The sequence below is a fragment of the Subtercola lobariae genome (assembly GCF_014640255.1).
GTDB lineage: Bacteria > Actinomycetota > Actinomycetes > Actinomycetales > Microbacteriaceae > Subtercola > Subtercola lobariae.
Genome location: NZ_BMGP01000001.1, coordinates 372418 through 394397 on the forward strand (window position 1 = coordinate 372418; position 21980 = coordinate 394397).

Consider the following 21980-nt stretch of genomic DNA (forward strand, 5'->3'; position numbering starts at 1 on the left):
ACGCCAAGTGGGCGGCAATAGCACAAGAAACTATGGGGGTATGGGTTGCCGGAAATGTCAAGGCGAACGTTGATCAGATCGATCGGGGTTTCTGTTCTAGCGGGTGCTGCGGTCACGTTGGTTTCGGGTTGCGCACCTGACTCGACTCCGGCTGCCAAGCGAGCGCTGGTCTATGGGGCCACGCCTTCGGGGATCGCTGCGGCCGTCGCCATAGCGAGAGCGGGCATCGACGTTCAATTGGTTCTCGGCGAAAGCCCACTCGGTGGAATGATGACGAACGGGTTGGGCAGATCCGACATCGCCAATCCAGCTCTTATCGGCGGGCTCGCGGACGCTTTCTTTCGGCTTGTCGGCAAGGCGTACGGTCAGACTGGCCCGGTCTACAACTTCGAACCCCATGTCGCGCTACAGGCGTTCCAATCCATGTTGGACCAGTACTCGATCAAGCCGATTTCAGGTGTGGTAGACCATGTTCTCAGAAATGGGTTGGCGCTCAGTGGTGTCGTCTTGATCGACGGAACCGTGCTGACCGCTGATGTGTTTATCGATTCATCCTACGAGGGCCTATTGCTTCAGCAGGCTGGTGTTCAGATGACTTATGGGCGGGAAGCGACGACCACTTTTGGAGAAAAGCGCGCCGGTTACGGCTACCATTTCTCCGAATTTCCCGTGTCAAGTGAAAGTGAAGACGGAGTGGTGTCTGCAGGATTGTCTGCGACCCCGACGCAGCGTGTCGGCACGGCCGACTCCAAAATCATGGCATTCAACTACCGGCTTTGCCTCACTGACGATCCGTCTAACGCGGTGCCTTTCAGCCGATCATCGAACTACGACTCATCGCAATTCGACGTGCTTGCAAGAAGCTTCTCGAGCGGTGTTCCCTACGCGGTTCGGGCCCTTCCCGTAGCCCCTCATAAGTTCGATCTCAACGGGGGCGGCTTTTTTGACACCGACCTCGTCGGTGGCAGCTGGGGGTTCCCGATTGCGGATCTCGACGGTCGCAAATCGATCGCAGCAGTTCACCGTGATTACACAATGAATCTCCTGTACTTCTTGTCGAACGATCCGTCGATTCCGAAGGCAGTTCGAGACCAAACTCGACTGTATGGACTGGCTAAAGATGAGTTCACGTCCTCCGACAATTTTCCGACTCAGCTATACATTCGGGAGAATTTACGAATGATTGGCGACGTAGTTATGGTCGAATCTGATCTTCTTGCCGAGAACCGTAAGTCGGATGCGATCGCCGTCGGGGCTTACGCGATCGATTGTCATTATGTTCAGCGGTTCGTCGATCGGAGTGGCAACGTGGTCATGGAGGGAACGATGCCCTCAACCGACACCGTTACTGGATACCAGATACCTTTCGGGGCGCTCTTACCCAAAAAGACCGAGGCGAGCAACCTCATTTCGTCGGTCTGCATTTCGGCCTCGCACGTCGCGTGGGCCTCGCTTCGAGTTGAACCGACATTTCTTGCGCTCGGTGAAGCTGCAGGCGTTGCGGCGGCCATGTCAGTGAAATCGGGCGATGCACTGCATCAACTCAATGCCGTTGCACTGCAGTCCACACTTTCTTCGAACGGAGCGATCGTGAGCCTATAAAGCGGGAACTCACTTCTTTCGCGACAGAATGATGGTTCCGATAACGACCCACACGGTTGCGATGGCAGAAACGATAGCGATCAAGTAGACAGCCCAACTCGTGTCAGCCACTGCGCAACCGCCTCCAGATATCTTCCCTTACTTCCCATTATGCTTCGTCACCGCGTTCGATGAGACCTTTGGAAAAGAGAACCGAGACGAAATTGATGATGTCGCCCTCAATGCTGCGAGGGTCGATGTGTGCGATACGCGAGATGCGATTCGACAAATCTGAAATCGACTGAAATGAACTTTCGATTGATTGCCAGACGTCCACCCCGCTGCCAGAGATCGAGAATGGCTCGCAAGAGGGTTGATCTAAAGCAAGAACGACCAGCTGGTTCGTGCGTGTGACGATTGCGATGTTTTCACGCCTTCGAACCATGGTGTCGCGGGCCCATGCAGTCATCGCTTTCGCCCGCGCGTTCGGTTGATTGTGGCAAATCTCGAAACTTCTGAGAACGCGCCCGGAATTTCTCGAAACCCGTTAGCGATTCGCCTCGCCCATCCGCGAATGAGTCCAAGCCAACCGGCTTCGAGCTCAGGATGAAGTCCTCTTAGTTCGGTCGGCCGGGGGAGGGCAGCCCGAAATAGAAGCGCAGGCTTTCTCTGCCAGGGCGCTCGAGCAACGGCCAACAGCCAAGCGCGGGTGTGGCCTCTAGAGTTCGCATTCAGGTTCCACAGCCGCAAGTCGTCGCTTGGTGACATCTCAGCGGGTATCTCCGCGCCGAAGCGTTGGAGAAAAGGCCGTGCAGTCTGTGTGGCCCCAAGTGCGCGAGCTCGGAACGTCAACTCGTGAACGGTGATGCCCTCGCGTTTTGCCGCATCGACAAGTGTGGGAATCTCGTCGAGGCGGCCTTCTGCGGCGGGCCGACGAAGTGCGTGTAACGCGAGAACAAGGCAATTCGAAACTCGATCGGGAGCGAAGATTGTGACTCCCGCGATCTGATGAGATGACCTTGCGTTCCAGAGGTCGTCGAACACCGCCCTTCTGTCACCGAGAAACCCGGGCCAGTAGTGGTGGGCGTCGATGTCGACCGGCCAGTTCGCGTGAATCAGCGTTATCGAGTGCAGTTCGATCAGCCACGGTATGGCTGGACTGAAACGCTCTTGCCAGCCCGCAACTTGCAGTTCGTCGATGAGTCGTTTCATCTGCCCGGGTTCGACCAGAATGTCGACGTCGGTGGAGAGTTTTTCTGCCCTCAATCGCTGCCGCGAGGCGATGGGGCCCTTAAGAATCAGTGCGCGGATACCGAGCCGGGCCGCTCGATACGACACCCATGCGGTGGCGAGATTGATGGCGTCGCGTTGATGGAGCGCGGTTTTGCGTTCCGTCAAGTGTGGTACGCCCATACTTGTCGAGTCTAGCTTTCGCTGCGTATCGGCGTGCTATCGACGAATCCGTCGCACTGAGACGGGCACCTGACGAGACCTAATCGAAACACGCAACTGGTATGAATGACTCGTAGGCACAGCGTTGTGGTATTCAAGTCGGCAACAAAGGGTAGCGAATATGAAGGTTTCGGTCATCGGGTGTGGCTATTTGGGGGCAGTTCACGCGGCAGCGATGGCCGAACTGGGTCACGACGTTGTCGGCATTGATGTCGACGAAAACAAGGTTGCCATGCTTGCGTCTGGTAAGGCGCCATTCTTTGAGCCGGGGCTTCCCGAAATTCTTACGGCAGGCATCGGTTCGGGCAGGCTTTCCTTCACCACCGATATGTCGGCGGTCAAGGATGCGCAAATCCATTTCGTGGCCGTTGGAACGCCGCAGAAAAAGGGGGAGTACGCCGCCGATCTCACCTTCGTCGATGCGGCAATCGAATCGCTCATTCCTTATTTGAGTGACGGCGATCTCGTTGCGGGCAAGTCGACCGTGCCAGTGGGTACGGCGGCCCGTCTCGCAACACTGATTGCCGATTCGGGTTCCAAAGCCTTGCTGGCCTGGAACCCCGAGTTCCTGCGGGAGGGTTTCGCAGTGCAAGACACCATCAGCCCGGATCGGCTTGTTTACGGCGTTCCAGGCGGTGGTGAAGGCGAAAAGGCCAAGGAACTCCTCGACGAAGTGTACGCAGTTGCATTATCAAGCGGCACCCCGCTCGTCGTCACTGATTACGCCACCGCGGAACTCGTGAAGGTCTCGGCCAATGCGTTTCTAGCCACCAAGATCTCTTTCATCAACGCCATGGCCGAAATCGCCGAAAGCACTGGCGCCGACGTTACCCGACTGGCCGACGCGATCGGTTTCGATGCACGAATCGGTCGCCGCTTCTTGAACGCGGGCGTCGGCTTCGGCGGCGGCTGCCTGCCGAAAGACATCCGCGCGTTCACTGCCCGCGCTGAAGAGCTGGGTCGCGGCGAGTCAGTGGCCTTCCTGAAAGAGGTCGACGCGATAAATCTTCGTCGCCGCCAAAAGGTGGTCGATCTCGTTGTCGAGTCATTCGGTGGCGACGTATTTGGAAAGCGAGTCGCTGTGCTCGGTTTGGCGTTTAAGCCTGATTCCGACGACATCCGAGACTCACCGGCACTCGACGTGGCGGCAAAGCTCAAGGGTCTTGGCGCAGATGTCATCGCTACCGACCCTGAGGCAATCTCGAACGCCGAGAAAACGCACCCACAACTCGTCTATACGCCTGACATTGCGGTTGCGCTTACCGGCGCAGACGCGGTGGTTGTGGTCACCGAGTGGAAACACTTTCGTGATCTCGTTCCGGCAGACGCCGCCAAACTCGTGAAGAGGGCCTACGTCATCGACGGCCGCAATTGCCTAGATCCGGTGGCCTGGCGCTCGGCGGGTTGGGAGTACCGAGGTTTGGGTAGGCCGTAGTCGGTCGGATCTCGTCGACAGCGGTGAGGTCTTAGGATTGTCGAGTGACTTTGACTACGGAACCCACTGACGTCGTTCTGATCGGCGGTGGCATCATGAGTGCCACACTTGGCGCACTGATTAAATTGCTTCAGCCCGACTGGTCTATCACGATTTACGAAACCCTTGCGGGCGTTGCGCTCGAGAGTTCAAACCCGTGGAATAACGCGGGCACGGGCCACGCTGCGCTCTGCGAGCTGAACTACATGCCACAGGCCAAAGACGGTTCGGTCGAGAGTTCAAAGGCCGTGGCGATCAACGAACAATTTCAGGTGAGCCGACAGCTTTGGTCGTACCTCATCGAACACGGCCTAATTGCTGCGCCTGAGACATTCATCAATGCGACTCCGCACATGACATTCGTCTCAGGAGAGGCTAACGTCGACTACTTGCGAAAGCGCTATGAAGCGCTGCGCGCAGAGCCACTGTTCGACGGCATCGAATTCTCAGATGACCCGCGCGTCATCTATGGTTGGTCTCCTTTATTGATACGCGACCGTGCGAAAAGCGAGGTTGTGGCGGCTACACGCGTGGCTGCTGGCACCGATGTCGATTTCGGATCGCTGACTAAACAACTGTTCGAATATCTAACGTCGAACGGCGCCGATCTGCTCACCGGCCGAAAGGTGACCGGCTTGAAGAAACAGAAAGACGGAACGTGGAACGTGGCGGTGCGTCAACTTGTCGGTGGAACTCGCGCGACCATAAACGCTAGATTCGTGTTCGTCGGTGCTGGCGGCGGTGCTTTGCACCTACTGCAGAAATCGGGCATATCCGAAGCCAAGGGATTCGGTGGATTTCCTATTAGCGGAGAGTTTCTGAGAACCGACAACCCGAGCGTCGTGCGCGAGCACCAGGCTAAGGTTTACGGAAAGGCGGCGGTCGGTGCGCCGCCGATGTCCGTTCCGCATCTCGACAGGCGGGTCGTCGACGGAGAATCGTCTTTGCTCTTCGGGCCCTATGCCGGCTTCAGCCCAAAATTTCTGAAGTCAGGCTCGTGGCTCGACCTTCCACGCTCCATTCGGCCAGGCAATATCGGTCCCATGCTAGCCGTGGCTCGCGACAACTTCGATCTCTTGAAATATCTCGTTAGCGAGCTTTTTGCGAGTCGCTCGAAGAAATTGGAAGCGCTTCGCGAGTTCATGCCCACTGCGGAGGCGAAGGACTGGTACCTGATCACGGCCGGTCAGCGCGTTCAGGTGATGAAGAGAGACGCGGAACGCGGCGGTGTACTACAGTTCGGCACCGAGGTGATCACGGCCGCGGACGGTTCGATAGCTGGGCTGCTCGGCGCATCTCCAGGTGCGTCAACGGCCGTGCCGATCATGCTCGATCTGATCGGCCGATGCTTTCCGCAGCAGTACAGCAGCTGGCTGCCGTTACTCAAGAAAATGATTCCGTCTCTCGGCACACCTCTGAATGACGATCCGAAGGAGGCGAAAAAGACTCTTGCAGAGACCGCGAAGGTGCTCGACATCTCCGTCTGATCGCTACAGCAAGGAGGGTCAGCTTGCCGCTTTCCAATTGGCACCCAGATCTGTCGATGTGTAAACGGACGAGGCGGCCCAGACCCATAGAGTAGATCCCTCGACCGCCACGGCGATCGGAGTTGGCTGTGTGACCTGCGTTAGACAGCCAAGTGAAGTCGGGTCGGCGGAAGTTATGGAAGGCACACTTTGGACCAGAAGACCGGCACAGGCCGCCTCTCCGAATCGGGCGACGACGGTCAGGTTGTCTGAGGAGGCGACCGCATAGACGCCGCCAAGTGGGCTGCTTGTCGGCATGGGTGCCGAACTGAGTGATGAGGTTCGATTGGGGTACGCCTGCCAGAACTCTCCTTGCGTGTACGTCGATACAGCCGACGCAGTGCAGGTGTCGCCAATGCGAGCCAGTAGGTCGACATGTGATTCGTCGACTACTGCCAACGAGTCGGTTTCGCGAATATCGAGGTCGCTCGGGTTGGTCTTCTCCCACGTGACGCCCCCGTCACCCGTTTTTTCGACGACGCTTGTGTCACTAACACAACTACCCTTCGTCGCTCTGAATCCGATTCCGTCTGTCGTCAGGCCGAGGAATCGAAAATCGGCGCCGAGGCTCACGGCGGGGATCGCTGAGTTTGTCGATGTTGGTAAGGAAGTTGGCGTCGGTGAAGGCGTAGACGCAGGCGTGCCGGTGGGGATCACGCTGGAGATCGCCGCTGACGGCGGGTTGGCTGAGTCTTGGGAATCTGTGCGCGGTTGAAGTGCAATCACGACGAGTGCGATGTCAAGACACAGAAAGGCTACGATGCTGGCGACTAGCCATGACGCGCGGCCGGTCCGTTTCTCTGCCATCAGACTACCCAAGGTAGTTCGATCGAATCTAATTGCACGTAAGTCCTCCGGAGTTCGTCGTGAACCGGCTTCGTCGACGGAGATTATTAGGGGCTTCCAAGCTTACGGGCAGGCATTACCTCCCTGCCAGTTACTCTGTGCAGTTGGCCGATTTGGCGCAACACCGCCTCATCCTCCATGCTGGTGCCATGCGGGGAATCATCTTGGCGGGCGGCTCGGGCACCAGACTGCATCCGATCACGCTAGGAATTTCGAAACAGCTAGTGCCTATATACGACAAGCCGATGATCTATTACCCATTGTCTACTTTGATAAATGCGGGCATTCGCGAAATTTTGATAATAACAACTCCTCACGATGCTGATCAGTTCAAGAGACTCCTCGGCGATGGAAGTCAATTCGGAATATCTCTCACGTTCGCTGTACAGGAAACGCCAAACGGCCTGGCCCAGGCGTTCGTCATCGGCGCCTCGTTCATCGGCAGTGAATCGGTGGCGCTCGTGCTTGGTGACAACATTTTCTATGGACCAGGACTCGGCGCGAGACTGTCTCGTTTTAATGGGCTCGTTGGTGGCGCAGTTTTCGCGTATTGGGTTGCTGAGCCGTCGTCATACGGCGTAGTTGAATTCGATGGCGAGGGCAATGCCATTTCGCTTGAAGAAAAGCCTCGGCATCCGAAGAGCAATTACGCCGTGCCGGGACTCTACTTCTATGACAACGATGTCATTGAAATTGCTTCAGGTCTCTCACCGTCGGCGCGTGGTGAGTATGAGATCACCGACGTGAACAGCGCCTACCTGGCTGCGGGGCTCCTTAAAGTCGAAGTCCTCCCGCGAGGAACCGCCTGGCTGGATACGGGCACTTTCGATTCGATGACGGATGCAAGCGAGTACGTGCGTACGATTGAACGTCGACAGGGACTGAAGATCGGGTCTCCTGAAGAGGTGGCCTGGCGCCAAGGCTTTCTTAGTGATGACGAACTCCGCGATAGAGCAGATAAGCTTATGAAATCGGGCTACGGTGCCTACTTGATTGAGGCAATCGAGCGGGGGAAATGAACCTATGAGCAAAATCCTGGTGACCGGTGGAGCGGGCTTCATCGGTTCGAATTTTGTTCATTACATCATCGAGAACACCGATTACTCAGTTACCGTCCTCGACTCGCTCACTTACGCAGGGAATCGCGCTTCTCTCGACGGTCTGCCAATTGACCGGTTTGATTTCGTCCAAGGCGACATCTGTGACGCACCCCTTGTAGATGAATTGTTCGCTCGGCACAGTCAAGTGGTTCACTACGCGGCCGAATCTCACAATGACAATTCTCTGCATGACCCGCGCCCGTTCCTCGACACCAACATCATCGGCACTTACACGCTTCTTGAGGCCGCCCGTCGGTATGGCACGCGATTTCACCATATTTCGACTGACGAAGTCTACGGTGATCTCGAGCTCGATGATCCCGAGCGATTCACTGAGCTGACCCCCTACAACCCGTCAAGCCCTTATTCTTCGACCAAGGCGAGTTCTGACCTGCTGGTTCGGGCGTGGGTGCGGTCGTTCGGGGTTCAGGCCACAATCAGTAATTGTTCTAATAACTATGGGCCGTACCAGCACGTGGAGAAGTTCATTCCTCGACAGATCACCAACATTCTGACCGGAGAGCGCCCCAAACTTTACGGAGCGGGCGAGAACGTGCGCGATTGGATACATGCCAACGATCATTCATCAGCTGTGCTCGCGATACTCGAACGCGGCATACCCGGTGAGACGTATCTAATCGGTGCCGACGGGGAAAAGGACAACATCGCCGTGGTTGAGTTGATTCTTTCCCTTCTTGGGCAACCTAAAGACGCCTACGATCACGTTGTTGATCGCGTTGGGCACGACAAGCGGTATGCCATCGATTCGTCTAAGCTCCGCCGCGAGTTGGGATGGCTGCCGGCATATTCGAGTTTCGAGAGCGGCTTGTCATCGACAATCGACTGGTACCGCGACAACGAAATGTGGTGGCATCCCCAAAAGGCGGCGGCCGAATCGCGGTATAAGCAGCAGGGGCAGTAGATGAGTGGCGAACCGGCAGCTTTATCGGTGACTGCGACAGCGATTCCGGGACTGTTACTCGTTCACTTGGCGGTTCATGCCGACAACCGGGGATGGTTCAAGGAAAACTGGCAGCGAGAGAAGATGATTGCCGCCGGGTTGCCTGACTTCGGCCCTGTGCAAAACAACGTATCGTTCAATGCGCTCTCGGGTACGACCCGAGGAATCCACGCCGAACCGTGGGACAAATTCGTCTCGGTAACTGCTGGCCGAGCATTCGGTGCGTGGGTCGACCTTCGCGAGGGTGAAAGCTTTGGGGCCGTTTTCACCGCGGAGATTGGCTCGGCTCAGGCGGTCTTCGTGCCTCGTGGAGTTGGGAACTCGTATCAGACGCTAGAAGATAACACGTCTTATTCATACCTTGTCAACGAGCACTGGAGCCCTCACGCCTCGTATACATTTTTGAATCTGGCTGACGAGACTGCTGCCATTTCGTGGCCGATTGCACTTGCCGACGTTGAGCTTAGCGACAAAGATCGAGCTCACCCTCGGCTTCGCGAGGTGATGCCGGTCAAGCCCAAAAAGACGCTCGTACTCGGCGCGAATGGTCAATTGGGCAAAGAATTGCGGAAGGCTTGGCCGGCAGCAGATTTTCGTAGTCGAGACGAGTTCGACCTCACCGTTGAGGAGGATTTCGTTGGCGTATCTTGGTCAGACTATGGGGTTGTCGTCAACGCGTCGGCCTACACGGCGACCGATTCTGCAGAGTCACCTGAAGGGCTTGTTGAGGCCTGGCAAACAAACGTGTCCGGAGTAGCTCGGCTGGTGGCTGAGGCTCAAAATCATTCCTTCGTAGTGATTCACGTCTCAAGCGACTACGTCTTCGATGGTCGAGCCAGCGAGCATTCTGAAGACGAGCCCCTCAGCCCGCTCGGAGTTTACGGTCAAACCAAAGCCGCCGGCGACGCGCTCATATCGACGGTACCGCGGCACTACATCATTCGAACGAGCTGGGTGGTCGGTGACGGTCCGAACTTCGTGCGGGCGATGATGGCCCTCGCAGCGCGCAGGGTCTCTCCGAGTGTCGTCGACGATCAAGTCGGCAGACTCACGTTCACGACAGATATTACCGCAGCGATCGACTTTTTGCTCAGAACGACCGCCCCGTTCGGCACTTACAACGTGTCTGGTGAAGGACCCCCACAAACCTGGGCAGACGTAGCGCGGCGCGTTTTCGAGCTTGTCGGTCGCGACCCGTACTCGGTCGAAGGCGTCAGTACGTCGGCCTACTACGCGGGAAAGGTTGTGTCACCGCGACCCGCGAACAGTACGCTTTCGCTCGAGAAGATCGAGTCGCTTGGTTTCTTTCCGCGCCAAGTTGATGAATCGCTGCGTGAGTACATCGAGGCGTTGCTCGAAAGTTGAGTTTCAGGCGATTGACGGTTGGGTTAAGAGTTGTGTCGAGTATTGAAACTGACGATCGAATGTCGCAGACTCGGGAGCAAGTCGACTCACCGGGGGATTCATGCTAACCATCGCTAAGTCTTGCTCTCAACACAACCTCATCATGGTTCGTGGGAACGAAATCTTGTGCCCGTTCTGTCTTCGCGACAAGAACTCCGACTCGGTGTCGGGAGCTGCTCGCTAGTTTGCGCGAGAAGAAAGGTCTCGCACTGGCAGCGTCGGAGTGCCGGGATTCAGGGTGATGTCGAGGTAGTTCGGTGAATTCGGGTCGGCGTCTACGGCAGCCTCGCAGGAGACGACGCGCTGAATGAGCCAAAGCCAGCGCACTTTTCTGCTCATCTTCTTCGCTATTTTGGGGTCGAGCGTAGCGACTCGCGCCCGAGTAGAGGTGTAGAGCACCATAACGGTGAGAACACGCGTACCGTCAACTCTTTCGGGAAGAATGCGTGCACGCATTCCACCGCCGAATGCCGCCTGGCCTCGGGCCATGTCTTCGAGCGCGTCGAGATTCTGTTGAGGCCGAATGACATACGGACCGAGGTCTTCGAGTTCTACAAGTGAGACAGATCGACGGTGCCGTCGTCTTTTGGGCATGGTTTTGCCTCCAACATTCTCGGGATGAGTGTCTTTCACAGGAGGAACTGCGCGAATCCGCGATGGCTAACGCTGCGATCGCTGCCACCATTTTGAGAGTATTGCCTGAATATAACGGGGAGATTTCGCCTGTATGAACCACGCAATCTCTGACAGCGAATATCCAGGAAACGACCGGGATTTCATGTAAGTGTGTGGCGATTCACACGCTGCGTATGTGTACGACCAGCTTCGATCATGGCAGTTTGGAGCCGTTTCGAATTAGCAGCCATAGGATGCCGAGCCCGAGAGCGAGGGCCAATAGAACCAGCAGGCCGATTGGCGCGCTGAGAGGTATGCCAAATTGCGCATTCGGCGGATTTGATGTGCTCGCGTTGTCATGACCCGGCGGGCTTAGGGTCTGGGTTCCTAACGAATAAACGATGATGGGCTGCGCGGGTGGTATTCCGGGAAATGGTTGATCTTGATTGAAGTACTGTGATTGCCATTTCAGAATGTAACTGGTGTCGCCGGATGCGTCATAGGCGAGGCGTATCCGTGTATACGGAGTTGTGGCACTCAATCGGGTGATCTCAGCTGGAATGCCACTTGCTGGGATTGGAACCTGTGCCAAAGCGCGATAAGAGCGATCGAGCACGATCGCACCGCTCGCGTTGGGTATCGAACCAGAACATCTGAACGTGACTTGCAAGTTGCCATCGGGAAGAACGCTCGTTGCACTCACCCCGATCTGAGCATCGAGTGTGCCGAATCCGGAAAATCTCCACTCACCAGTCCAGTGGGTTATTTGAGTCGAGAGCCATCGGTCAGACGAATCGAGGTGCGCTACATAGAGCTGGTTGGATCCCGAGGAGTCGAACTTCGAGTACGAGATCGTGGGTAGTCCAGCGGCATCGACTCCTACCTTCTCCTGGTTGTTGAACACGCCACTATTTTCGGGAAAGTCATCGACAACGACGCCTGGAGTTTCGAAGGTGACCGGCAGGCTAACTGCGTCGCCGGCGGCGGTCTGCCAGTGCACAAGGTCACGGCTTCGCATGAATGACAACCTGCTGTTGGTCACGATATCGCCGGTTCGCCGCCAAACCCACGTCATATTGAAAAAGCCGTTGGCGTCAGGAACTGAACTGATAGTGGAGTAGGCGCTTCGGCTGGGTGAGTCAGACGCTCCACTGAACAAGGCGGTGCCGAGCAGCGGCGACCAAGACTTAGATTCTGTGTTGTACGAATCTAGGTAGGTGTCGCCGTCGCCACTTCCGCCCTGCCGATAACTGAAGATCAGCCCATTCTTCGCCGTGCGAACAAAGGCGGGGTAAGAAACATGCGATTCGATTGCTTGATCGACTAGTACCGGAACGTTGACCAGGGTAGTCACGTCTCCGGGCGTCGTAGTTATCCAGTAGGCCATCGCCGAATCGTGCATATTGCCCGACACGTGCAGTTGGCCATCACTGTCGACCGCGAGGGCAATGTAGTCGTGTGAATCCCAGCCCGTCACAGCAAGCGAACCGGGAATAGCGTACGTCTGCCAAGAAGTTTGACTGATATTGCGGTGTGCAATCGTCATTCTGCGGTCGGCGTCGTAGTAGCCCACGTACTGATTCTCGTTATCGGTGACGAGCGCTTGTTGAACGTAGTCGCCTGACCAGGTCGTGCCCACTTGACTCCGCTCGACCACGTGCTGGGCGGGAGCGCTTGGAAGCGAATACGACGCATTCGTTGAGGCAGGTGAGCAATTCAGGGTCGGTGAATCGGGCTGAGCTGCTCCGGCGCTGGCACCCGCCAGGGTCGCAGGAATCAAGGCAACGACAACGATAACGAACGCGATGAGTGGCCTTAGTCGTGACCGTCGACTAACCCAGATGTCGTACTCCTTTCGTGGGAGACATTGCAAACAATCGTAAGCGTCGCAAGCTGAAACCATCTGAAGATAGCCTCCAAGTAACCGCGGGTTTAAGACGCGATGCGCCGACGCTGACTGCTCTCTTCTCGATGTGCGAGGATTAGTCGATGCTGTAGGGCGACTCGGGGGAGCCATTGTGAACTCTGCTCATATTCTCACTGTATTTGCTAGCTTCGGACTGGCCGTCGCGCTAGCCGTCAGCCCGGCTTCAGGGGCGCAGGCATAAATGACTATCGAGACAGATACCGTTACGAATGCGGGCGTGTTTTCACCCATGGCCGTTCCGACCATCGAGGGCCAATCTTATGTAGGTATTACCCTGAACGCCCATCCTGGTGTCTGGGGGCCGCAAACCGTCGGGTTGGCTTACCAGTGGTTGCGTTCTGGGCAACCGGTGGCGAACGCCATCAATCGCACCTACAGGCTTACCGAATTTGACCTTGGCGCGCGGATCTCCGTGACCGTAACCGGCATCAAAGAGGGCTACACATCGGTCGCCATGTTCTCGGCCCCGACTCAAGCCGTGACAGTCGGAGCGTTGACGGTCGCCACGCCATTGACCGTCACCGGGGGTACGAAATTGGGAGGTACTCTCACCATGCATCTGCCGTCGTGGTCGCCTCAAGCCGATATGGTGCAATATGCCTGGAGACGAGACGGCATGACTCTGCTCACCTATGGAGCAACCTCTTACACGATCACCGCCGGTGATCTTGGTCATTCGAACACTGCTTTGGCCAGCGCAACCAAAATCGGCTATGCCATGAACTCGCAACGGGTCGATACGGCAATTGCGTCACTTGCCACCTTCGATCCGGCACCAACACCGACTATTCTCGGCACTCCACTTCTGGGTGGCACTCTGACTGCAGTATCCGGTCATTGGGGCCCCGGCACCACTCTCACTTTTCAGTGGGCGGCAAATGGCGATCTCATTGCCGGTGCCACCTCTGGCACATATCAGCCACTCGCAGCTGACGCAGGAAAGCGGCTCACGTTGAGAGTGACGGCGTCGCAGACCGGCTTTGCGACCGCAAGCAGAACCAGCGAGCCAACCGCAGCGGTGACGCTTCCAGTAATCTCGCCAGCCCCGTTGCCAACAATATCCGGGCCAACAGTATTGGGAAATCTGATTGCATACACCGAGTTAATGGCCTCGACAGGCACGTGGGGTGCGGCGGATGAGCCAGCAGTGACCTTCACGTACCGTTGGTATGTCGGTGGCGTTCTCAGTAGCTCTATTTCGCGCCTTAGCGTCTTCAACGACTCGGCGGGCAAGACTGTGTACGTTGTCGTGACAGGTAGCCAACCTGGCCATGCACCGGTTTCGCGCACTAGTGCCGTTGTGGGGCCGATCCTACTGATGCCCGGAACGCTGGTGCACGGATTGATCGTCAATGAAGCGGTGAATGGCACCGTGGTTCAGGGCGAAACTCTGACCCTGAATCCGGCTCGCTGGAGTTCAGGTATCTCGGGTGGAGTTTACAGTTGGAGGTTTCAGCGTGGTGGTTCGAGCTGCGCCGATACCTACACGCCAACCGCTCTGGATGTCGGAAAGACAATCACCGTGACCCAGCGAACAAACTTGCCAACGGGTGGAAATGTCTTCACCGTCACGTTAACGGTTCTACCCCGAACACTTACCCAGACGAAACTGATGACCGTGAGTGGAACCAACGAAAACGGACAAACTTTGGCGGTCTCGCCACCCGAATTCAATGTAACGCCCGATGTCGTCTACTACTCTTGGCGCCCCGACGATCCTCTCGGTCGCGGCAGACAGTTCGGGGCGCAGCTGACCTACAGCATTCCGACTGTTATCGGTGGCGGCCGAATTCTGCTTACAATGCGGGCAGAGAAGGCGGGGTATCCCGACCTCGTACAGACGATCTGGGTGCCGGCCGCCTCGCAGTAGGTAAGGCGCCACTCGAGCGGGCTTATTCAGCCTGCTGCGGGAGCCGCTTGAGTATGCGACGAGTCGTGTTTCGACGGGTATGGCTGGCAGAAGCTGAGGAGCTCCATGCCGGCAGTCTTGAACGCAAGAGTGTCGATCGTCTGGTTTTCACCTGATTGAATAATCGTGAGCATCTGATTGAGAGGCGATTCTTGCTCTGCGATGAGCGTTCCGGCCGCGGGCGATGCTCGGAGGCGGAATGCGACCAGTTCGTCGGAAGCCGACTTCACTTCATCGTTGCTGATCGACGAGAGATCGGGCCGTTGCTCGAACCGTTTGACAATATCGATGGCACGTGCTTCGGGACCCTCGAGAGCGGCTCCGTACAGCGATTCACACGTGTGTGAGTCGCTCGAAACAGCGCCGATTGTTGAAGTTGTCACGCTCGCAGGTTGTGAACCAGCACCAGCGCAACCGGTGAGCAACAAGACCAGGAATATAGCGAGCGGAACGGATCCTCTGAACTTCACCAGAGCATTCGGAACGGACTTCGCCATCGGATTGCCTCATCCAACCGACGCCCGTCAGTACACGTGCGAGGAGGCCGCGATTACGGGGGTGATGGAGCCCATGCTGTCGATGGCGTAAGCCGTGCCGGTTTGGGTGGTGCCGGCGGGGGCGCCTGAGGAGACGGTGTCGGGGATGGTGGTGAAGATGGCGCGCAGGTTGCCGGTGGAGTCGCTTTGGAAGAGGGTTTTGGCGAAGGTGAAGGTGATGATCCAGTTGATGCCGCTCGAAGTGGCCGCGGCGCCTGACCAGTTGGCGCCCAGGGTGATTGTGTAGGCGCCGGTGTAGTCGGCCTTCGGCAGGGTGACCTGCATGGTGACCGAGGTCAGAGAGATCGTGTTGCGGTAGTCGACATAAATGAACTGAATGCCTGCGTCGAGCTCTTTGCCCGAGTTTGAGAAGCCGAAGTTGTTGAAGCTGATGCGCATGGCGCTGGTGGTGGGCGGCGGGGCGGCAACGCTTGCTGACGCTGCGGGCGCGGCGACGGCGATGGCGATGACTGGAACCGACCAGGCCGCACCGCTGATGAGGGTGCGACGGCTCAGGCCGGTTTTGGGCACGACAGAGAGATCTTCGAGGGGCGAGTTCACGGGAGTGTATCGATTCGTCGAGAGCGAGCCGAACCCGCGCGAAGGGGCGGGCCGGTGAAACGCGAACCGCGCTGTGGCGCCTGATTATGCGTTCGTATACGACGCTATGGGCTGGCGACTGTGCCGCACAGATCCCAAAACCGGTGCCGCTAGAGTAGGTGCCGCTCGCTCGGGTGCGACCTTGCTGGGTGCCGCCCGACGGAGTGCCGCCGCGACGAGGGGCACCCCGTCAGGGGCCGAATCGTGAATGCGCGGTCAGCTGACGCGCGACGACCGAAAGTCAGAACTGTGGATGCTGGAGCCGACGTAACGCGAGTTGGCTGCCTGCGCGCGAAGCTGGCTGGGGGTGCAGTTGTGCACGGCGGCGATGGCGCGGCGGAGTTCTGCCGGGCCGCCGAAGCCGGCGTGGTGAGCTACCTGCCCGAGGTCGAGGTGGCGGTAGGCCGGGTCGGTGAGAAGGCCCGCGGCGGTTTCGACGCGTTGGCGGCGAATCTCGTCGGTGACCGAGGAGTTGTGCGCGGCGAAGGAGCGCTGCAGTTGGCGCAGGGAGATGTTCATGGTGCTGGCCACAGTGCTCGGGGTGAGGTCGGGGTCTGATTTGTAGGCGGCGATGTAGGCCATGGCTCGGGCGTGCAGGCTCTGCTCGGCGCTCGAAGAGATTTTGCGCATGCCCTGGGTTTCGAGCAGCAGCGAGAGGGTCATTTCGAAGAGCAGCTTCTCGACGAGGTAAGAGGGCAGGCGCTCGCGCGGGGCGTTCTCGGCGGTGACGGCGCGCACGAATTCACGCACGGGGTCGCGTAATGACAGATTCTGGCTCGCGACGATGGGCAGTTCGTAATTGCTGTCTGCGCTCTCGTCGAGAATGCGCGCGGGCACCAGAACGGAGACCACGGTGCACGGGTTGGCGACGTAGAACAAGTAATTAGTTATTGTGGCGAAGGCGCTCGCGGGGGTCAGTCGACGAGGCGATAGACGCGGTAGGGGCCGTCGGAGTAGACCAGCGAGTAGCTCGACAGGCGCGCCGGGTCTTCGGCCATCGAGGCGGCCACCACGTCTGCGGGCTCGCCTTCGTGCAAGAAAATCCACCGCGCGTGCGAGGCGGGCGACTTGCGCGCGTCGATGAAGTCGGCGCCGGCTGAGTAGTCGACGAGGTCGACCAGGGGCAGTTTCAAGTCGAGAACGAAGGGGTTGTTGCTCTCGTCGATGAGAATCTTGCCGCCGTCATAGTTGGCTCCGAGCCAGGTGAGGGTGCCGCGCATGTCGGAGAAGCTCGACTGCTGGTCGTGTACTTCGGCGATGACGGCGACCCGGGTGAAAGGCTCGGCAAGCATGAAGCAGGTTTGCAACGCGAGTGACAGGGCTAGCGCCAGGGCGATGGGGCGGCCGCGGTGGCGCAGGGCGGGCATCCACTCTGTCGCCGTATGACACAGGTACGCAATGAGCAGGGCCAGAAAGGGGGCGCTCGACAGGGCGTAACGGGTGTTCCACCAGCCGGGAGGCAGGGTGTGGTCGCTGTAGATGACGGTCTGACCGGTGGCGAGGCTGACGAGCGAGAACACCATGGCCACCGCCGTCAGCCAGATGAGCAGGGCACGGTTGCTGAGGCCTTCACGGGCGGCGAGGATGACCGCGCCCACACCCGCGAGTGCCAGAGTGATGGCGCCGAACGATTGCACCAGCACCCAGAAGTACACCCACGAGCTCATGCCGAGGTTGCCTTTGGTGGTGACGAGCCCGCCCGTGGTGATGGTGGCCTGCAGAGCGGCGGCCGAGAACTGGCCGTTGATGAACTCGAGCGGGTTGCCGTAAAGCGCCCAGTTGTACGAGAGCCACCAGGCGATAGCAGCAATGGGGAGCGCGGCGAAGGCGCTCGTCATGATGACAACACGCTTGAAGCCCTGGCGTTTGCGAAGTTGAACGATGGCGACGAAAAGGGTGCCACCGGCGATCAGCGCCCAGCCTTCGTAGCGCGACATGGTGGCCACGGCGAGGGGTATGCCGGCGAACACCGCGAGTTCGCCGGCCGAGAGCGAGCGGGGGCTGGTCATCCACCTCGCGAGGCCGGCGAAACAGCAGAGCATGCCCGCAATGAGCACGGGCTCGGTGAGGGCTGTCGTGAAGACGTAGAGGATGCCCGGGCTCGACACGAAGACCAGAACGCCGATGAGGCGGGCGTTACGCCCGAAACCCAGGCGCGCACCGATGCGGTAGAGGGCTGCGCCGGATGCGCCGAGGCAGAGGGTGCTGAGAATGGCGGCGGCGATGCCGGTGTTCCAGAGCCAGAAGTTCTGCACGAACGGCAGAAGGAGCAGGTGCGGGGCGGGCAGCCAGACGGTGCCGAGCTGCTGAAAGCCCGGTCCGGTGCTGTCGGTGATTCGGCGGGCGATGGTGAGGTGCAGCTGTTCGTCTCGGTAGGCGGTGCTGGCGCCGGAGGAGACGGAGATGATGCTGGCGATGGTTCCGATAACGATGACGGCCCAGAAGACGGCGACGGTGCCGGGGATGCGGCGGCCACGGGCGAGCTCGGCGGGGGGTGCGTTCATGGCGCGCCAGAGGGCGGGGAGGGTGCGGGGGCGCTGTTGCTGTTGTTGCTGCTGCTGCAGAGGTTGTGGTTGCGCCAGAGCGACTGCTGGAGCGGCGACTCGGGGATGCGCATCGTCGCCGCTGCCGCCGCTCACGTGCGGGTAGGGATGCGCTACGGCATGCGCGGCGTGGCCCGGGTGCTGAGCGTGAGGGCCTGAGGTGTCGGCTTCGGTGCTCATGCGGGGCGTGCCGTGACCGGGCGGATGCGCGGATGACGGGTGCGCCGCACGGGGGTGCGCGGCGGGCGCGGGTGGGGTGGGCGCAGCTCTGCCATCGCGCGGCTCATCTACTGTGGGCGGCCCATCGGGCAGCATCGGATCCCCCAACCCTCGAAATAACCATAGTCAGGGTGACCCGGGGGGCGCTACGCCCCCAATGGGGTGTCGGAGCAGACGAAGGCGCGCAGGAGGGGTGGGTGCGAGGGGGTGCTGCCGGGCATCCACTCACCGCAGCGTGCGAGCGCGGGTGCTACTTGTTCGATGCGGGGGCGGGGCAGGCCGGGTCGGAGTAGTGCGAGTTGAAGGTGTCGACCTGAACCCAGGCGGGGCCGGTGAGGGAGAAGCCGGCGAGGTTGATGGTGAGCACGTTCGAGCCGGGGGCCAGGGGCCAGTTCTTGAAGTCGTAGTGGACGTTGTGGCTGGTTCCGTCGAGAAAGCGCACGTTCACGTCGATCTGGTTCTGCGGGATGGTGCGGTACGTGATGACGAGTTCGTGCTGCTCGACGAGGTATTGGCCGTTGTCGTTCTGGCCGTTGATGCTCGAGGGGCCGCCGCAGATGACCGGGGTCCAGGTGGAAGGGGGTGGGGGCGGTGAGGTGGTAGAGGCGGCGGCCGCGGGGGCTGCGACGGCGATGGCGATGACCGGAACCGACCAGGCGGCGCCCGTGATGAGGGTGCGGCGGGGGATGCGGCGTGGTGGGGCTTGGGTGCCGGTGTCGGTGCTGGAGGGGCCCGGGTTGGCCGAGGCGCTCGCGGCGGGGGCTGTGTTCGCGGGTGCTGCGGATGCTTCGGGGGCAGGGTTGTGGGTGCGCAGAGTCATGGGTTCCGTCGGTGTCGGTGGCGCGAACATGGGCCTCGAGCTGGCTTCGCTGCGTCAAACCCAGTCGGATGTATTACGACGCTAATTCGCCGCCTGACCAGCACAAAAGCCCTAAAGCGAGTGCCGCTCGGCTGGGTGCCGCTCGCTTGGGTGCGACTTTGCCGAGTGCCGCCGGTGCGGGTGCCGCCCGCTCGGGTGCGACCCGGCTGGGTGTGACCTTGAGGGTGCCGCTCTCGCTAGCGCCGCTCGTTTGAGGGCTCGCAACGGCGGGGTGGCGCGGGCACGGTAGTTTGGGGGCATGGGGTCGTGGGTCACGCTGAGTGCGCTGGGGGTCGAGTTCGCCGTGGCGCTCGAGGGCGTGGGCGAAGCGGATGCCCGGCAGTTCGTCGAGGCGTGGCAGTGGTGTGGGGCACGCTCGACTGACTCAGTGCCCAGGGGGGCCACGATCATCCGCGCCGCCGTCGACGATGGGCGAAGTGGCCGGGGTGCATCGGGCGGAGATCGCGGCGCGGCCCGAGGCGACGACCGCGGGGTGGCGGCGGCCGAGCCGGGTTCGGGCGCGCGCGAGCAGCGCATTACGGCGCACTCGTACCGAGCGCTCGCCGACCATTTGTCGGGGTTGATCACGCGACTCGCGATTGATGAACGGCGCGGCGATTTGCTGATGTTTCACGCCGGCGGGGTGGCCGACCCGGAGACGGGGGCGGTGATTGCGTTCATCGGTCCGTCGGGGCGGGGCAAGACCACGGCGTCTATCGCGTTGGGGTCGGTGTTCGACTATGTGACCGATGAGACGCTGGCGGTGCGCGATGATCTCGAGGTGATTGCGTACGGAAAGCCGCTGTCGGTGAAACCCGCGCCGCCCGAGGCGTTCAAAGACCAGGTTTCGCCGACCGCGCTGGGGTTGAACCGGCCGGGGGCTGTGCCGTTGCGGTTGGTGGGCGTGGTGATGCTCGACCGGCAGGCTTCGTTCGAGGCCGAACGGTTGCCGAGCGTGCGGCCGGTGGGGGTTGCGGAGTCGGTGGAGGAGCTGGTTCCGCAGATCAGTTATCTGCCCGAGCGGGAGCGTCCGCTGCAACGGTTGGTCGAGGTGCTGGGCGCGTGCGGAGGGCTGCAGCAGGTGACGTATGGGGAGGCGGCGACGCTGCCCGAGGTGTTCGCGAAGTTGTTCGCGGCGGCCGCGGCGCGCGGGGCGGGTGCGGGTGTGGCGGATGACGTCGGTGCCGCTGAGTCGGGCGGCCGTGCGACGGCAACAGGTGCGGGCGAAGTGGATGCTCGGGGCGGGGTCGAAGGGCTGCAGGCGTCGTACATCGACGCCGTTCGTGACGGGGAAGCGCTCGTGGTACTGAGCGGCACCACTGTGCGCGTGCTGGGCGGGATCGCGCCGACGATTGTGGAGGAGACTTCGGGGGCGGCTCTGACGATGGCGGAGGTGGTTCGACGGGTGGTCGAGGTGCATGGAAGCCCCGGTGGGGCCGACGCGGGGGAGCTGGTTGCGGCCGCGGTTCAGGAGCTGACGGAGATCGGGTTGCTGAAAGTGGTTGGTGCGAAATGAGTGAGGGTGCGGGTGCTGGTGGTGCGGGAGAGTCAGGCGGGGTCGGCGGTCGCGCAGCGGGCGCGGATGCCGCGGCAGCGGGCGCGGGGTCTCGGGAGCCGCAGGATGCGCGCACGAGTGGAGCGACCGAACGGGGTCAGGCGGTAGGGGTCGGCGGCGCCGTGGACGCGGCTGCGACATCTGCGCCGAAAGGGGGTCGTTCGGGCGGGCGACGCACGGGCATCCGGCGCATCACGGGGAGTTTTTGGTTCAACCTGGTTGCCGCGTTCGTGGTTTTGGCGCTGCTGCAGGCGTTTGTGGTGAAGTTGTATTACGTTCCGTCGGGGTCGATGCAGCAGACGCTGGCGATCGGCGACCGCATTCTGGTGGATCGGGTTTCGTTCGAGTTCGGCGCGAACCCGAAGCCGGGCGATGTGGTGGTGTTCACGGCGTCTGATCTGTGGGGCGAGCAGGCGCCTGTGCCGTCGAATCCGTTCTCGTATGCGCTGAAATGGTTGGGCGGGGTGGTGGGCGTGGGGCCGTCGCTCGACCATACGCTCGTGAAACGGGTGATCGCGGGGCCGGGGCAGACGGTGTCGTGCTGCGATTCGCAGGGTCGGGTGAGCGTCGACGGGGTGCCGCTCGATGAGCCGTACATCTACCAGGATTACGCGTACGAGCCGGGGGTGCTCGACTGCACGACGGTTCCGGAGTCGCAGCGGTGCTTCCCCACGGTCACCGTGCCGGCGGGGCAGTATTTCGTGATGGGCGATCACCGGTCGAACTCGAACGATTCGATCTACGCGTGCCGGGGCAGGCCCCCCACGGCGTCGACGTCTGACTGTTTGAAGATGGTGGGGCGCAACGACATTGTGGGGCGTGCGTTCGCGGTAGTGCTGCCGCCGGGTCATTGGCGGGGGCTGTAGTGGAGGC

Annotated in this window: 18 protein-coding genes; 9 read left to right on the forward strand and 9 right to left on the reverse strand. The window is 60.1% G+C overall.

What is annotated here, in order from left to right; all coding sequences use genetic code 11:
- The first annotated feature begins 69 nt into the window (after positions 1-69).
- Entirely contained in the window at positions 70-1602 is a 1533-nt protein-coding gene (locus tag IEX24_RS01800; RefSeq protein ID WP_188672760.1) for an FAD-dependent oxidoreductase, read from the forward strand.
- Positions 1603-1750: 148 nt separating this feature from the next.
- On the opposite strand, the gene IEX24_RS01805 is transcribed toward IEX24_RS01800, so the two are convergent.
- Together IEX24_RS01805 and IEX24_RS01810 are read right to left on the reverse strand one after the other, a co-directional pair.
- A complete protein-coding gene (locus IEX24_RS01805; RefSeq protein WP_188672763.1) occupies positions 1751-2050 on the reverse strand; it encodes a PqqD family protein in 300 nt (99 codons plus the stop codon).
- A complete protein-coding gene (locus IEX24_RS01810; protein ID WP_188672766.1) occupies positions 2047-2994 on the reverse strand; it encodes a nucleotidyltransferase family protein in 948 nt (315 codons plus the stop codon). The genes IEX24_RS01805 and IEX24_RS01810 overlap by 4 nt, the downstream gene beginning before the upstream one ends.
- 160 nt (positions 2995-3154) lie before the next feature.
- Between IEX24_RS01810 and IEX24_RS01815 the strand changes: the two genes are divergently transcribed.
- The 5 genes from IEX24_RS01815 (at position 3155) to IEX24_RS01835 (ending at position 10305) form a co-directional block, all read left to right on the forward strand.
- The gene (locus IEX24_RS01815; protein WP_188672770.1) at positions 3155-4468 is read left to right on the forward strand and encodes a UDP-glucose dehydrogenase family protein; all 1314 of its coding nucleotides are present in this window, start codon (positions 3155-3157) and stop codon (positions 4466-4468) included.
- 50 nt (positions 4469-4518) lie between these two features.
- Complete coding sequence (locus IEX24_RS01820) at positions 4519-5994, forward strand: malate:quinone oxidoreductase (protein ID WP_188674197.1); 1476 nt, start codon at positions 4519-4521, stop codon at positions 5992-5994.
- A 1034-nt stretch (positions 5995-7028) separates the two neighbouring features.
- Entirely contained in the window at positions 7029-7898 is an 870-nt protein-coding gene (gene rfbA / locus IEX24_RS01825) for a glucose-1-phosphate thymidylyltransferase RfbA (protein ID WP_188674200.1), read from the forward strand.
- A gap of 4 nt (positions 7899-7902) precedes the next feature.
- A complete protein-coding gene (gene rfbB / locus IEX24_RS01830) occupies positions 7903-8901 on the forward strand; it encodes a dTDP-glucose 4,6-dehydratase (RefSeq protein ID WP_188672773.1) in 999 nt (332 codons plus the stop codon).
- Positions 8902-10305, forward strand: a complete 1404-nt coding sequence (locus IEX24_RS01835; RefSeq protein ID WP_188672776.1) for a sugar nucleotide-binding protein — start codon at positions 8902-8904, stop codon at positions 10303-10305.
- A 219-nt stretch (positions 10306-10524) separates the two neighbouring features.
- On the opposite strand, the gene IEX24_RS01840 is transcribed toward IEX24_RS01835, so the two are convergent.
- Both IEX24_RS01840 and IEX24_RS01845 read right to left on the reverse strand, forming a co-directional pair.
- On the reverse strand, positions 10525-10938 hold the full coding sequence (locus IEX24_RS01840) for a hypothetical protein (protein ID WP_188672778.1): 414 nt from the start codon (positions 10936-10938) through the stop codon (positions 10525-10527).
- A 235-nt stretch (positions 10939-11173) separates the two neighbouring features.
- Positions 11174-12598 (reverse strand): BNR repeat-containing protein, encoded by a 1425-nt coding sequence (locus tag IEX24_RS01845; RefSeq protein WP_188672781.1) that lies wholly within the window; start codon positions 12596-12598, stop codon positions 11174-11176.
- A 469-nt stretch (positions 12599-13067) separates the two neighbouring features.
- Between IEX24_RS01845 and IEX24_RS01850 the strand changes: the two genes are divergently transcribed.
- On the forward strand, positions 13068-14756 hold the full coding sequence (locus IEX24_RS01850) for a hypothetical protein (protein ID WP_188672785.1): 1689 nt from the start codon (positions 13068-13070) through the stop codon (positions 14754-14756).
- A gap of 26 nt (positions 14757-14782) precedes the next feature.
- On the opposite strand, the gene IEX24_RS01855 is transcribed toward IEX24_RS01850, so the two are convergent.
- From IEX24_RS01855 to IEX24_RS01875, 5 genes are all read right to left on the reverse strand, one after another.
- On the reverse strand, positions 14783-15178 hold the full coding sequence (locus IEX24_RS01855) for a hypothetical protein (RefSeq protein ID WP_188672788.1): 396 nt from the start codon (positions 15176-15178) through the stop codon (positions 14783-14785).
- A gap of 141 nt (positions 15179-15319) precedes the next feature.
- Positions 15320-15892: a hypothetical protein gene (locus tag IEX24_RS01860; protein ID WP_188674361.1), complete on the reverse strand. Its 573-nt coding sequence runs from the start codon at positions 15890-15892 to the stop codon at positions 15320-15322.
- A 255-nt stretch (positions 15893-16147) separates the two neighbouring features.
- Complete coding sequence (locus tag IEX24_RS01865) at positions 16148-16810, reverse strand: helix-turn-helix domain-containing protein (RefSeq protein ID WP_188672791.1); 663 nt, start codon at positions 16808-16810, stop codon at positions 16148-16150.
- 35 nt (positions 16811-16845) lie between these two features.
- Complete coding sequence (locus IEX24_RS01870) at positions 16846-18654, reverse strand: ArnT family glycosyltransferase (RefSeq protein WP_188672796.1); 1809 nt, start codon at positions 18652-18654, stop codon at positions 16846-16848.
- A gap of 289 nt (positions 18655-18943) precedes the next feature.
- Positions 18944-19513 carry a hypothetical protein gene (locus IEX24_RS01875; protein ID WP_188672799.1) on the reverse strand — a complete coding sequence of 190 codons (570 nt, stop codon included), beginning with the start codon at positions 19511-19513 and terminating at the stop codon, positions 18944-18946.
- A 298-nt stretch (positions 19514-19811) separates the two neighbouring features.
- Here IEX24_RS01875 and IEX24_RS01880 point away from each other — a divergent pair, with 298 nt between their 5' ends.
- Together IEX24_RS01880 and lepB are read left to right on the forward strand one after the other, a co-directional pair.
- Positions 19812-21068 carry a hypothetical protein gene (locus IEX24_RS01880; RefSeq protein WP_188672802.1) on the forward strand — a complete coding sequence of 419 codons (1257 nt, stop codon included), beginning with the start codon at positions 19812-19814 and terminating at the stop codon, positions 21066-21068.
- The gene (gene lepB, locus IEX24_RS01885; protein ID WP_188672805.1) at positions 21065-21973 is read left to right on the forward strand and encodes a signal peptidase I; all 909 of its coding nucleotides are present in this window, start codon (positions 21065-21067) and stop codon (positions 21971-21973) included. Before IEX24_RS01880 ends, lepB begins: the two co-directional genes overlap by 4 nt.
- Positions 21974-21980: the final 7 nt, after the last annotated feature.